General features: G+C 64.3%; 12 protein-coding genes. 2 read left to right on the top strand and 10 right to left on the bottom strand.

Annotation, left to right across the window (positions count from 1 at the left end; all coding sequences use genetic code 11):
* Positions 1 to 54 precede the first annotated feature (54 nt).
* The 4 genes from M0765_RS17735 to M0765_RS17720 form a co-directional block, all read right to left on the bottom strand.
* Positions 55 to 2,970, bottom strand: coding sequence for a beta strand repeat-containing protein (locus M0765_RS17735; RefSeq protein ID WP_258505082.1), 2,916 nt, complete (start codon positions 2,968 to 2,970; stop codon positions 55 to 57).
* Between the two features lie 151 nt (positions 2,971 to 3,121).
* Complete coding sequence (locus tag M0765_RS17730; RefSeq protein ID WP_258505081.1) at positions 3,122 to 3,763, bottom strand: hypothetical protein; 642 nt, start codon at positions 3,761 to 3,763, stop codon at positions 3,122 to 3,124.
* Between the two features lie 393 nt (positions 3,764 to 4,156).
* Positions 4,157 to 4,759: a substrate binding domain-containing protein gene (locus M0765_RS17725; protein ID WP_258508323.1), complete on the bottom strand. Its 603-nt coding sequence runs from the start codon at positions 4,757 to 4,759 to the stop codon at positions 4,157 to 4,159.
* A complete protein-coding gene (locus M0765_RS17720; RefSeq protein WP_258508322.1) occupies positions 4,681 to 5,034 on the bottom strand; it encodes a helix-turn-helix domain-containing protein in 354 nt (117 codons plus the stop codon). The genes M0765_RS17725 and M0765_RS17720 overlap by 79 nt, the downstream gene beginning before the upstream one ends.
* Positions 5,035 to 5,785: 751 nt before the next feature.
* On the opposite strand from M0765_RS17720, the gene xth reads away from it, so the two are divergent.
* Positions 5,786 to 6,571 (top strand): exodeoxyribonuclease III, encoded by a 786-nt coding sequence (gene xth, locus M0765_RS17715; protein ID WP_258505080.1) that lies wholly within the window; start codon positions 5,786 to 5,788, stop codon positions 6,569 to 6,571.
* A 5-nt stretch (positions 6,572 to 6,576) separates the two neighbouring features.
* The gene (locus M0765_RS17710; protein WP_258505079.1) at positions 6,577 to 7,083 is read left to right on the top strand and encodes a hypothetical protein; all 507 of its coding nucleotides are present in this window, start codon (positions 6,577 to 6,579) and stop codon (positions 7,081 to 7,083) included.
* Positions 7,084 to 7,104: 21 nt separating this feature from the next.
* Here the strand turns inward: M0765_RS17710 and ntrC are convergent, their stop codons facing one another.
* The 6 genes from ntrC to M0765_RS17680 form a co-directional block, all read right to left on the bottom strand.
* A complete protein-coding gene (ntrC, locus tag M0765_RS17705; RefSeq protein WP_258505077.1) occupies positions 7,105 to 8,637 on the bottom strand; it encodes a nitrogen regulation protein NR(I) in 1,533 nt (510 codons plus the stop codon).
* Between the two features lie 23 nt (positions 8,638 to 8,660).
* Positions 8,661 to 9,740 carry a nitrogen regulation protein NR(II) gene (glnL, locus tag M0765_RS17700; RefSeq protein ID WP_126747478.1) on the bottom strand — a complete coding sequence of 360 codons (1,080 nt, stop codon included), beginning with the start codon at positions 9,738 to 9,740 and terminating at the stop codon, positions 8,661 to 8,663.
* A gap of 15 nt (positions 9,741 to 9,755) precedes the next feature.
* Complete coding sequence (locus M0765_RS17695) at positions 9,756 to 10,274, bottom strand: hypothetical protein (protein WP_126747479.1); 519 nt, start codon at positions 10,272 to 10,274, stop codon at positions 9,756 to 9,758.
* 145 nt (positions 10,275 to 10,419) lie between these two features.
* Entirely contained in the window at positions 10,420 to 11,835 is a 1,416-nt protein-coding gene (gene glnA / locus M0765_RS17690; RefSeq protein ID WP_126747480.1) for a type I glutamate--ammonia ligase, read from the bottom strand.
* Between the two features lie 146 nt (positions 11,836 to 11,981).
* Complete coding sequence (locus M0765_RS17685; protein ID WP_258505074.1) at positions 11,982 to 12,782, bottom strand: competence/damage-inducible protein A; 801 nt, start codon at positions 12,780 to 12,782, stop codon at positions 11,982 to 11,984.
* Positions 12,779 to 13,654 carry an EI24 domain-containing protein gene (locus M0765_RS17680; RefSeq protein WP_258505072.1) on the bottom strand — a complete coding sequence of 292 codons (876 nt, stop codon included), beginning with the start codon at positions 13,652 to 13,654 and terminating at the stop codon, positions 12,779 to 12,781. Before M0765_RS17680 ends, M0765_RS17685 begins: the two co-directional genes overlap by 4 nt.
* Between the last annotated feature and the right edge of the window lie 17 nt (positions 13,655 to 13,671).

Below are 13,671 nucleotides of genomic sequence, written 5' to 3'. Positions count from 1 at the left end.
GCCTCGCGTAAAGCCGGCAGGCCTGGAGAGGCCTGCCGGCGACTCAATCGCGTGTTACTGGTCGATTCGCACTGCGAAGGTCAGCGTGGCCGTGCCGCCCGGGGCCACGGTGTTGGCCGCGCTGCCGCAGCTCACTGCCGTGGGGGTCTGGGCATAGGCCAGCGCGGTGCCGGTCACACCCGTCGAGACGCATTGCGTGGGCGCCGGCGGCTGCGTGGCACCCGTCAGGCTCGTGAACGCAGGTGCTGCGTCGTTGATCGCAATGTTGGTGATCGGCGCGGTGCCTTCGTTGGTGGCAACGACCCGGTACACGATGCATTGGCCGGGCTTCAGCGACAGCGGCGTTGCGAAGAAGTCGCCGTCAGCCGTGCCGTCGCAGGCGACGTCGGCAGCCTGCGTCTTGAGGACGCGGATCTGGCCGGTGATCACAGTGCTGATGTCGGTAGCCGAGGGCGTGCCGCAGTTCGGCGCCGGATCGGTGAACGTCGCAGTCACAGTGGTCGTGTCGGTTGCACCTGCGCTGGCGCCACCCGGTGCGAACACGCGCACCAGCAGCTTCTGCGTTGTGCCCGCAGCCAGCGGTCCGGCGATGGGGCCGGTAACCAGCGTATCCAGCGCATCGATCTGCCCGTCGCCGTTGACGTCGAGGTAGATCGCGGTGGTCCAGCCCAGTGCCGCGTCGGCAGCCGGCACGGTGGCCGTGAGCGTGTACGCGCCGCAGCTCTGGTTGCCGATGTTGGTCAGCGTGTGCGCATAGACGACGGTGCCGCCCGGAGCGACCTGGCCGACGTTGTTGGGCGTGAGCGTGGCGCCGAGCGTTGCCGCCGTGGTCACGGTCACCGCGTCCTGCTTGGCGTCGGACACGAGCACGCCGGTCGATGCCACTGCGGTCGACTGCACGCGGAAGTAGATCGGCTGGGCCGTCACAGGCGTTTGCGTGGCGGGAGGCGTCACGCAGGCATCGACCTGCTGCTGCGCACCGCGAGCCACGGTCACGTTGGTGATGGCCGCGGCGGCACAGGTACCGCCCGCTGCCACGAACTTCACCGTCCAGCCCGCCGGCAGCGTGCCCGGGAAGCCGGTGGACTGGCTGGCCGCCAGCGTGTAGGTCTGCGTTGCCGGGCCGCCCGCATCGTTGTTCTTGACGAACAGCGTGAAGATCGTGCCGGTGCCCGCAGGCGTGCTGTTGGTCGTGGTCGGCTGTGGGCTGGGGCCTGGGCCCAAGTCACCGCCTGCCACCGAACCCGAGCCGGTACCGGCTGCGCTGTTGGTCAGGTCGACGAGCGAACCGACGACGATGGTGACCTGGTCGAGCGTGGCGTCGAGCTTGGTCGGGTCGTTCGCCGAGCGGCCCGTCAGGACCGCGCTGAACGGACCCGAGCCCACCGTGGCGCTGGCCGGAACGTTGGCCTGCACCACGATGTTGGCGCTGCCGCCGACCGGAATCGGACCGGTGTCGGGCACGCCGTCGCCTGTGGTGTCGAGCAGCGGCGTCACGCCGTCCGCTGCGAACAGCAGGAAGGTCGTGCCGGCCGGGAAGCTCCCGTTGGCAATGCTCAGGTTGATGCTGTCGACGCCGCTGCCGGTGTTGAACACCGTCTGCGGGAACTTGACGCTGCCGCCGGCAACCACCGAAGGCTGCGTGGTCGTGTCAGCCGCCGTGCCGTTGGGCGTGCCAGCGACCGTGTCGACTGCCGTTGCCGCGGTCGAGGGGTTGGTACCCACGACGAGGCCGTAGCTGGCGACGACGGTGTAGGCCGCCGGGTTGGTGGTGGAACCCAGCGTACCGATGGCCGTGACGTCGGCATTCGGCGAATCCGTCGGGTTGTACTGGGCCACGTTGGTCGTGGTCGACGTACCGACCACAGCCGTGTTGTTCACCAGCACCACGAAGCTGATCGTCTGGGTGACGTTCTGCCCGAGCGAGTCGATGACCACGTTCAGCGTGTTGCCCGCCACCTGGAAGGCCATGCCGGTCGGATCGCCACCGGCACCGTCGCCGAGCGCCACGCCCGGAGCACTGCTCCAGACGGCGGAACCCGCGACATAGGTGAAGCCCGATGGCAACGTGTCCGACAGGGCGAACTTGCCGGGCGCTCCGCCGGTGTTGTTGAAGGTGAGCGTGTAGACCGTGTACTTGCAGGTGTCGCTGGAAGCGATACCTGCGCCCCAGGTCGTCGAGCACGAAGCCGACGACGAGCGCGGACCACCGGTGCTCGCGAGCGGCCAGGTCCCGCCGGGAGGAGCCGCCACTGCTGGAACACCAATCGACTTGGTGGCACCGAAGGCGGCCTGTGTTGTCAGGTTGACCTGGTCCTTGTCCGCTGCCGAGGTGTTCGGCGCCGTGTACAGCGCCGGCGTGCCCGGGGTGGCCGTGATGGTGGCGGTGTCGAACGGCGTGGTCGGCGTGGTGGCCGTGCCGGGGATCGTGTAGGCCACGACAAACTGGAACGTGCCGTTGTTGCCGGGCACGGTCTGCGCGGGCACGCTGCAGACTGCGGCGGGCGCGGCGGTACACAGCGGCGTGGTGCTGTCGGGCATGCCGTCGCCGTTGGCGTCGGGATAGACCTCGACCTTCGAGAAGGCATCGTTGTCGGCATCCACCGTGATGGTGAAGGTGTCCGAGCCGTTACCGGTGTTGGTCAAGATGTGCGGTGCGTACACCACCGAGCCTGCGGCGCCGAGCTTGGTGTTGACGATCGTGGTCGTGACCTGGTTGAACGTGTCCAGCGTGAACGAGCCGACCTGCTGCACCGTGGTCTGCACCAGGTTGGAGGTGGCCAGCTGCGTGGTGCCGGACGAATCCGAATAGGTGGCCGAAGCCTGGTTACCGATGACGGTATTGGCGGGCGGCGGCGCTGCAAGTGCGCTCGAGCTTCCAAACAGGAAGCCCAGCGACAAAACTGCGGCGCCAGCCCATGTGGCTCTCGGCCTGAAGCCGATGCGCCGGGTTGGCAAGGTGGGACTCACGTGGTTTCTCCTCGGTTGTCAAAAAAGGAACAAAAAAAACCCGGCTCAGGCATTCCGCGAACGGAAGACAGCGGCCGGGTTGCGCGCAATAGCAAAGGGATCAAGGAAACAGAAAAACGAAAAGCCAGGAGGCAAAACCACCGCCGACCGGTCAGCGCGAGGCCGCGCCCGCAGCGGACTGCACGGCAACGGGTGGCGCCTGCGGAGCGAGGGCGGAGGTCTTGGGCTCGGGCGGAACCACGACTTCGACCTTGGCGCGCGCGGTTACGGCGGCTTCGCCTCCGGCGGGCAACTGGCCGAGCGTCCAGCGCAGGGCGCGGTAGTCGCTGTACGGCACGGGCTCGGCCTTGTTGTTCGCGGCCTTGCGCACCAACGGCTCGGTGGCGTAGACGCCGTCTTTGGTGGCCGCCTTGACCAGCGCGGCGCCGGGCTTGGCGCTGCGCGGCAGGTACTCGAGCCCCTCAGGAATGGGCAGATCGGCGACCAGGCCGGACACCGTCTTGCCGGTGTTGTTGGTGTAGGTCGCGCGGTATTCGAGAACGTCGCCGGGCTTGACCGAAGAAGCGTCCAGCAGTTGCTCCTTGCCGTCGGCGCCCTTCACCACCTTGAACTGCGTCAAGGCAACGGAGACGGTCTTGTCGGCAGCGGGGGCCGACCGGGCAGCGGCAGGCTGCGCCGACGCTGGCGCCGCCAGAGTGGCCACGGCAAGCATGCCGCAGCCGAAGGTTGCAGCCAGCGCGGGCAGCCTGGCGGCCTTGCGCAGAAGAGTTTGAGTCAGTTTTTGTATAAGCATGGTTGCTCCAGTTCAACGAACACACGGCAGTCCGACAGCAATCGCCGGCGAGGACAAGAATTACGCAGAAATATTTCTAATAAATTGATTCATGCCTGCAATCATTTTTTAGAAATTAATTATTGAAAATAAATACGCCTGCTTGCACTTGTAACCAACAAGTATTTTGCCTGCGGCGAATGCCAAATCCGGATGTCAAATATGAGATCGGCAGTTCCACTTTCGACAACTCGCCTGTGATTTTTCCGACGACCACGTGGAAGGACTTTGGAACGCGCAAGTCCACCCCTGCAATCGACGTGCATAAATCCGGCTGAAGGCGCCGCAAAAAGAAGGGACGTGAAAAAGCCGCCAAAGCCCGCGAAGGGCTTTAGCTGTGGCAAAAAAGCCGAATCAGGCTTGCTCTAGAGCCTTGAAGATGAAATCGACGAAGGTTCTGATCTTTCGGGTATTGCGCCGCGCGGGCAAATACATCAGATTCAACTCTTCCGGCGTCAATTCGAAGGACGGCAGCACCGTTACCAGGGAGCCGCCCTGGAGCGCCGACCTGGCACAGAGCAGCGGAACCAGCGCGATGCCGCCGGCCGAGCAGGCAAGCCTCAGCAGCAACTCCGGATCGTTGGCGCGAAACACGCCCGCGGCCCTGACGATGTACTCCCGATCGACGCCCGGAATGACCATTTCCATGGCGTGCCGCTCCGGGCCGCTGGTCAAAAAGTAGTGCCCCGCAAGGTCGTCGACCGTCTGGATCTGCGGATGACGCTCGAGGTATGAAGGTGTGGCGCACAGCACAAGGGGCTGCTTCTTGATGCGCCTTGCCACGAGGTCTTCGCAGCCTTCAAGCCCCACCCGGATGACCACGTCGGTGTCTTCGCGGAAGAGGTCCACCCGGTCGGAGCCTACGTCGACGGTGAGCTTTAGCTGCGGGTGCGCAGCCATGAAGCCCGACAGGTGGGCCGAGAGCAACTCGCGGCCGACATATCCGGGAACCGAGATCCGCAGTTGGCCCGTGAGGGCTTCATTGGTGTTGGAGAGCTGCGACAGCGCCTGGTCGACCGCCTCCAGAACCTCCTTGGCCGTGGAAAAGAACTCTCGCCCCTCCCCGTCAGGCCGAAGTGGCCCGCTCCCCGGTGCAGCAGCGTATGGCCGACCAAGGCCTCCAGCCGCTTGAGCTGCCGGGACGCAGACGCCTTGGGCACGCTCAGCGCGTCGGCCGCCTGCGTCAGCCCTCCTACCTCCACAGCCTTCACGAAAAGCCGCACATCCGACATCAACAGATCCATGATTCCCCCGAACCTGAGCGGAACTCCCGCGTGTCCAACCTCCACGTTGGACAAGAGTCGTTCAGCTCGACAAAAAAAGCTCTTCCCCGATCAGGCCGCGATAACAAGCAACTACACCGACGTGCAACCGCTTTAGCCAGCGCCCTCCAAACTCAATAAACCTTCCGCTTTATTTGTCTCCGACCCAGGTCGATTCAATCCGCGCCACTTTTTCCAATCCAATTCTTATTTGGAATTAAATATTTTCAGGCGCACTCATCCAACGCCGCTGCCCCACCAGCTTGCGATTTTTATATTCAATGAGATTGCAGGCGATTCTTTTCGCCGGCAGATACAGGGTTACCGCCCGACCGCGGTCGTCCGAATTGTTGCTCGCACCAAAATGGTGTTAATAGAAAATGAAAGCATGGCTAAATCTTAACAACTGTAACAAGGCCAATGCGGGTCAGTTTTGAGAACTTTTCCGCAATCTCGCCACATAGATGTGCGGATTCGCAACTGTTGTCAGACAACCCCGGCGACGCGAGATGCACCTCGACGATGCATGCCGGTCTGCAGGCCATCCCCACTGCGCTGGGGCCGGGCCATCCGCAAAATATCGGGGGTAAAGTTCGCCCCACCCGACGCCAAGCCCGCTACCGACGGCGCAGCGACCCCAAGCAGGGTATGCAGTCGGGTACAAATGCAAACCCACGCCATGCCGCAAGGCTGCCCTCCGAAATCAACAACGTAGCGTTTGATGAAAATTGCCACCTGGAACGTCAACTCCCTCACCGCCCGCCTGCAGCATGTGCTCGACTGGCTGATTGCCAACCCCGTCGACGTGCTGTGCCTGCAGGAGCTCAAGATGAGCGACGACAAGTTCCCTCTCGAGGTGCTCAAGTCGGCCGGCTACGAATGCGCGGTGTTTGGCCAGAAAACCTATAACGGCGTTGCCATCCTGAGCCTGGCGCCGATGCGGGACGTGGCAAAGAACATCGGAGGCTTTACCGACGACCAGTCGCGGGTGATCGCCGCCACCATCGACACGGCGGCCGGCCCGCTGCGCGTGGTGAACGGCTACTTCGTCAACGGCCAGGCGCCGGGCACCGACAAGTTCGAATACAAGATGGGCTGGCTGCGCGCCCTGCGCGAATGGCTGCGGGCCGAAATGGCGGCGCATCCGAACCTGGTGCTGCTCGGCGACTTCAACATCACACCCGAAGACCGGGACAGCTACGACCCGGTGGGGCTGGCGGAAACCATCCATCACACGACGGAGGAGCGCGAGCAGTTCAAGGCGCTGCTGCAGCTTGGGCTGGTGGACAGCTTCCGCCTCTTCGAGCAGCCCGAGAAGAGCTATTCGTGGTGGGACTACCGGATGCTCGGCTATCAAAAGAACCGCGGGCTGCGCATCGACCACATTCTTGTGAGCGAACCGCTGGTGCCGCGCGTTAAGGGTTGCATCATCGACCGCGTGCCGCGCAAGTGGGAAAAGCCAAGCGACCATGCACCGGTGGTGCTCGATCTCGACCAAGGTACCTGATGAAAATGACTCTTCGCACTCTGGCAACCGTCGCAGCCGCACTCGCCCTGGTAGCCTGCTCGGCCTTGAAGCCGGCGGACAAAACGGGCGATGACAAGTCCGCCGCCTCCGCGCCCGATGAAGTGGCAGGCGCAAAGACCGACGTGCCGACCGTGCGCCTGATCACGGCGCAAACGCCGGCCGTGCGGGCCTACCGCAAGACCGGCGCGCGGCAGATCTACAAGACCTACGCGCAGCGCATCTACAAGGGGAAGATTCCGCCGCTGGTGTATGCGGTGGTGGTGGTCGAGACGGAGCTCGATGCCAATGGCAACGTCACGAACGTGACGTTCAGCCGCGTGCCGAGCCATGCACCCGAAGTGCCGGGCAAGATCGCGGCTCTGATCAAGGCGGCATCACCCCTGCCGAGCCCCGGGCGCCTGGGCGGCCACACCTATGTGGACACCTGGCTCTGGGACAAGAGCGAAAACTTCCAGCTCGACTCGCTGACCCTGGGTCAGCGAAGCCGTTAGCCAAGGCCCGGCAGGGCCGAGCTACTCGATGCCCAGTTCCTGGATTTTCCGGGTGATGGTGTTGCGGCCGATGCCCAGTTTCTGAGCGGCTTCGATGCGGCGGCCGCGGGTGTTGGCCAGCGCGGTGAGGATGAGCCGCGATTCGAAGCGGCGCGACAGTACATCCCAGACATCGGTGCGGCCGGCGGCCAGCAGCGCCTGCGCCTCGACCTCGAGGCCGCTCTCCCAGCTGCTGGCGCCCACCAGGCCTTCAGCGGCTTCGGGCGCGGCGCTTGGCGTAGCGAATTCGCGCTCGGGGCTGGGTGACAGCAGCGGTGCGGGCTGCACGGCGGTCTGGGTTGCAGCAACGGCAGCTTCACCGGCGTGCGCTTCCGCGCCGGTTCCAGCGGCCATGACTTCGGGCGGCAGGTCCTTGGCTTCGATGAGCTGGGCCGGCGCCATCACGGTGAGCCAGTGGCAGATGTTCTCGAGCTGGCGTACGTTGCCCGGGAAGCTGAAGGCGGCGAGCTTGGCCAATGCGGCGTCGGAGATGCGCTTGGGCTCGACGCCGAGCTGGCGCGCACTCACCTGCAGGAAGTGCCGCGTGAGTGCGGGCACGTCTTCGCCGCGTTCGCGCAGCGCGGGCAGGCGCAGGCGAATCACGTTGAGGCGGTGGAACAAGTCTTCGCGGAAGCCGCCCAGCTTGACGCGCTGCTCCAGGTCCTGGTGGGTGGCCGCGATCACGCGCACGTTGGCCTTGACCGAGTTGTGGCCGCCCACGCGGTAGAAGTGTCCGTCGCTCAGCACGCGCAGCAGGCGCGTCTGCAGGTCGAAAGGCATGTCGCCGATTTCGTCGAGAAAGAGCGTGCCGCCCTCGGCCTGTTCGAAGCGGCCGCGGCGCATGGTTTGCGCGCCGGTGAAGGCGCCGCGCTCGTGGCCGAAGAGTTCGCTCTCGAGCAGGTCCTTGGGAATGGCCGCGGTGTTGATGGCCACGAAGGGGCCGTTGGCGCGCGGCGAATGCTTGTGCAGCGCACGCGCGACCAGTTCCTTGCCCGAACCCGATTCGCCGGTGATGAGCACCGTGACGTTGCTCTGCGAAAGCCGGCCGATGGCGCGGAACACGTCCTGCATGGCGGGCGCCTGGCCCAGCATTTCGGGCGCGGCCACCATGCGTTCTTCGGCCACTTCCTCGCGCTGGCTTTCGTCGACGGCACGGCGGATGAGCTCGACGGCGCGCGGCAGGTCGAAAGGCTTGGGCAGGTATTCGAAGGCGCCACCCTGGAACGCCGAAACGGCGCTGTCGAGGTCGGAGAACGCCGTCATGATGATGACGGGCAGGCCGGGGTGCTTGGCCTTGATCTTGTCGAGCAGGTCGAGCCCGGAGCCGCCGGGCATGCGGATGTCGCTCACCAGGACCTGGGGGCCCTGCTGCTCGTCGTCGGCGGCAAGTTCGAGGGCGGCCAGCACCTCGCGCGTGTTGGTGAAGCTGCGCGTGGGCAGGTCTTCGCGCAACAAGGCCTTCTCCAGCACGAAGCGGATCGATTGGTCGTCATCAACTATCCAGATCGGCTTCATGCATCTCCTTGTTGCCGTGGCTGCTAGGGCAGCGGAATCAATATCTTGAAATCGGTTCGGCCCGGGACACTGTCGCACTCGATCACGCCGTGATGCTGTTGCACAAAAGTTTGTGCGAGCGTCAATCCAAGCCCTGTCCCGCCTTCTCTTCCCGATACGAGCGGATAGAAGATGCGGTCCTTGATCGTGTCCGGCACACCCGGTCCGTTGTCGATGACATGCAATTCCAGTGCCAATCGATACCACTGCTTGTTGAATATGACCTGGCGGGCGATGCGCGTCTTGAAAGTGATCTGCGCGTCACCGGCCGCACGGCGCTCGGCAAGGGCCTGCGCCGCGTTGTGCACGATGTTGAGCGTGGCCTGGATGAGTTGTTCGCGGTCGCCGCGAAACTCGGGAATCGAGACGTCGAAGTCACGCTCGATGTGCAGGTCGCGCGGAAACTCCGCGAGGATGACCGAGCGCACGCGCTCGCACACCTCGTGGATGTTGACGTCGCCCACCACGTGCGGGCGACGGTGCGGGGCCAGCAGGCGGTCGACCAGCGTTTGCAGCCGGTCGGCTTCATGGATGATGACTTGCGTGTACTCGATGAGGTCGCGCGACTCGACTTCCATCTGCAGCAACTGCGCCGCGCCGCGAATGCCGCCCAGCGGGTTCTTGATTTCATGCGCGAGATTGCGGATGAGTTCCTTGTTGGCCTGCGCCTGGTCGAGCAAGCGCTCTTCGCGGTCCTGCCGCACCTGCTGCTCCAGCGGCGACATCTCGATGATGAGCTCGCCCGACTTGTCGCCCTGCGCCAGCGTGACCTGCACCGGCATCAATTCATGATTGACGCGGCGCAGGAAGGCTTCGTAGCGCAGGGTGGCAAAGTCGTTGCTGCGAGCGCCGTCGATGGCGGTGCGCAGCACGTGCGGCTCATGAAAGCAGGCCCCGAACTGAGAGCCTTCGAGCGTGCGGCGCGAAGTGCCCAGCGCGTCCTCCAGGGCTGCGTTGGCAAACAGCACCGAACCGTTGGTGCTGACCACTGCAATGAGCGTGGACAGCAGGTCGAAGGACTGAAAGCGCGGATTGGCGCCGGCCGCCTTCTTCCCAAATGCCATTGAATGTCCTGATGCTTACTGCTGCTTGGCCGGCAGGCGGCCGAGTTCGCGGCGAATGCCTGCAATGTCGCTCTCGTTGCGCGCGAGTTCGGCCTTCATTTCAGCCACCCGGTCGAGGTACTTCTGGTAGTTGCGGCCTTCGCTGCCCTGCTTCTCGGGCTCGCCGTTGTTGTATTCCTTTTGAAGCTCGGCCTGGCGAGCTTCGGCCTTCTTGAGCTCGGCTTCGAGCACCGAACGGGCCTCGCCGTCGCGGGCGCGCTGGTCGACGCCTTCCACGCGCGGACTGCCTGCCGGCGCACGCGCGGCGGAAGAGCCACCGCCGCCGCCCGACGACCTGGCGGCCGGGGCCGGCATGCCGGAGCCCTGCACGACGGTGACGTTGCCGCCTTCCATGACCTTGCAGCCTTTCTGCTGCGCAATGGTCGAGTTGTTGGTGTATTCATTGCCGCAGCGCCACACGCGCTCCTGGGCCGACGCCGGCAGGGCGAGGGCCAACAATGAACCAGCCAGGAAAATGAGGGAAGCAGTCTTCATGTGAATCGGTGGATGCCGCGACAAAGGCGCATTTTCCTGCAATTCGACTCCATCGGTGACAAGATGTTCCGCGCCAAGCAAAAAGGACGGCCGAAGCCGTCCTTTCTGTCTTACTTACCCGTCAGAGGGGCTTGCACCCGCTGATTTAGAGCGAGTAGTACATGTCGAACTCGACCGGATGGGTCGCCATGCGGAAGCGCGTGACTTCCTGCATCTTCAGTTCGATGTACGCATCGATGTACGCGTCGGTGAACACGCCGCCCTTGGTCAGGAACGCACGGTCCTTGTCGAGGTATTCCAGAGCCTGGTCGAGGCTGTGGCACACGGTCGGGATCAGCGCGTCTTCTTCCGGCGGCAGGTGGTACAGGTCCTTGCTGGCGGCTTCGCCCGGATGGATCTTGTTTTCCACGCCGTCGAGGCCGGCCATCAGCAGTGCAGCAAAGCCGAGGTACGGGTTCATCAGCGGATCGGGGAAGCGCGCTTCGACGCGGCGGCCCTTCGGGTTGGCCACGAACGGAATGCGGATCGAGGCCGAGCGGTTCTTGGCCGAGTAGGCCAGCTTCACCGGGGCTTCGAAGCCGGGCACCAGGCGCTTGTAGCTGTTGGTGCCGGGGTTCGTGATGGCGTTCAGGGCACGGGCGTGCTTGATGATGCCGCCGATGTAGTGCAGCGCGAAGTCCGAGAGGCCTGCATAGCCGTCGCCGGCGAACAGGTTCTTGCCGTCCTTCCAGACCGACTGGTGCACGTGCATGCCGGAGCCGTTGTCGCCGACGATGGGCTTGGGCATGAAGGTGGCGGTCTTGCCGTAGGCGTGGGCCACGTTGTGGATCACGTACTTCTGCAGCTGGACCCAGTCGGCGCGCTGAACCAGCGTGCTGAACTTGGTGCCGAGTTCCATCTGGCCGGCGTTGGCCACTTCATGGTGATGCACTTCGACCGGGATGCCGAGCGATTCGAGCACCAGGCACATTTCCGAGCGCATGTCCTGGAAGCTGTCGACCGGGGGAACCGGGAAGTAGCCGCCCTTGACTGCCGGGCGATGGCCGGTGTTGCCGTGCTCGTATTCCTTGTCGGTGTTCCACGAGGCTTCTTCAGACTCGATCTTGACGAAGCAGCCCGACATGTCGTTCTTCCAGCGAACGCCGTCGAACACGAAGAATTCGGGTTCCGGACCGAAGTAGGCGGTGTCGCCCAGGCCGGATGCCTTCATGTACGCCTCGGCGCGCTTGGCGAGCGAACGCGGGTCGCGCTCGTAGGCCTTGCCGTCGGCGGGGTCGATCACGTCGCAGGTCAGGATCAGCGTCGTTTCTTCGAAGAAGGGGTCGATGTTGGCGGTGTTCGGGTCGGGCATGAGCTGCATGTCCGAAGCTTCGATTCCCTTCCAGCCAGCAATGGACGAGCCGTCGAACGCGTGGCCCGAGGTGAATTTGTCTTCATCGAATGCCGAGACCGGCACGGTCACGTGCTGCTCTTTGCCACGGGTGTCGGTGAAGCGGAAGTCGATGAACTTGACCTCGTTTTCCTTGACGAGCTTGAGTACATCGGCGACGGTCTTTGCCATCAGTTTCTCCTGAGTTGGATGGTGGTTAGGAATACAGGGACGGGGGATGCAGTTTCTGTGCCATTGTCGCCCCTTGCGGAGAGGCTCCGGCGACGGGTACAAACCCCAAAAGAAGGCGAATAATCACCAATTTGGTGCGCTCGATTTCAGCGCACCAATTCTGGGCCAAGCTTGGCATCAAAGGCGTGCAACCCTTCGATCAGCTGGGAATAGGCGGCATCGAGCAGCACCGGGTCGCCTTTGACGCCGAGTTCGATGTGCCGGCCATATTGGGGATGGTCGACGCTCGGCAGGCTGAACACCTTGACGCCGGCATGCGTGGCTTCGATGGCTTGCATCAGCGGTGTGAGGGTTGCCTCCATCGCACCAAAAACGATGACCGACTTTTCCGCCGACTGGCCGCTGGTGAACATGTCGGCGTAGCGGCTGTCGAGCACCGATTCGATCATCGGCCAGGCCATGACGGGAAAGCCGGGCACGAAATGGACGTGATCGACGCTGAAGCCCGGAATCTTGTTGTAGGGGTTGCGGATGATCGTCGCGCCCTTGGGAAACACGCCCATGTTGAGGCGGTGAATGTTGTCGGGCCGGTCGGGCTCGTAGGCAATGCCCTGCTCGCGCGCCGTGTCCTGCATGCGTTCGCGAATCAGCAGCTCGGCTTCAGGGTGCAATTCGAGCGGCACCCGCAGCGCCTGAGCGGCGCATTGGCGGGTGTGGTCGTCCGGCGTGGCGCCAATGCCGCCGGTCGAGAAAACGATGTCGCCCGAAGCAAAGGCCCGGCTGAGCGCGGCCGTGATCCGCGTGGGCTCGTCGCCGACGTATTCGGCCCAGCCAAGCTGCAGGCCGCGGGCGGCGAGCAGTTTGATGACCTTGGGCATGTGCTTGTCGGCACGTTTGCCCGAAAGAATTTCGTCTCCGACGACGATCAGGCCGAATGCGCGGGTCATGGGGATTTCCATTGAGAAAGAACGGCCTGGTCGGCTTCGGTGGCCGGTGCGCCGCCGGACGAAGCCACGGCTGCCGCCCGCTGCGCCCGCAGCTGCGCCAGGGCATCGAGGCAGTAGTGGCCGAACCAGAGCGATGAGAAGGCGAATACCAGCGTATAGATCCAGATCGCGAGCGGCACCAGCACGAAGAAGGCAGCGGCGAACAGCAGGCCCGATGCCCAGACGATGCTGGGCGCGGCGCCCAGGTAGCCGCACAGCACGCCGATGCACAGCAGCGGCAGGCGGTGCGCGCGCAGGAGCGTGGCCCGCTCTTCGGGGCTTGCGTGTTCGGCCAGCGCATCGAAGCTCATCACGCGGTAGGTGAGCCAGCCCCAGATCAGCGGCGGCAGGATGAGCACCAGCGGCGGAATGAGCCAGAGCGGCATCGAGACGACGAGCGCCACCAGCGCCAGCACCGTCAGGCCCAGCGACCGCGCCACGCTGCCGAAAAACGATGCGCCCTTCTTACGCTCGAGTGTGGGGAAGCGGCGGTGCGCCACCAGTGCGGTCAACGGAGGCGCCATCAAACCGGCCACGATGACCAGCGAAACCAGCACGATCAGCGGCGTGGCGGCAAACACCACCACGAGCGGTGCCAGCATGGCCGTGACATCGCCCGAAAAGAGCCGCCCGATCCAGCCCCAGAAGCTCGCCAGCAGGGGCCAGGCCTCGAGCGCCTCGCGCGTCCATGCCACGGTCGCGTCCCAGTAGAAATAGCCGAAGCCCGCGGCCAGCAGCACCATCAGGGCGAGCGGCAGCAAAGACAGCACGATCACGCGCGGCAGCATGCAATAGGCAACGGCACGCCAGAAAGAGTCGAGAAGCAGACGCATTGGGTGCGAAGGATAAC

It is taken from the genome of Variovorax sp. S12S4, assembly GCF_023195515.1.
GTDB lineage: Bacteria > Pseudomonadota > Gammaproteobacteria > Burkholderiales > Burkholderiaceae_C > Variovorax.
This window is presented reverse-complemented; position numbering and strand designations above follow the sequence as displayed.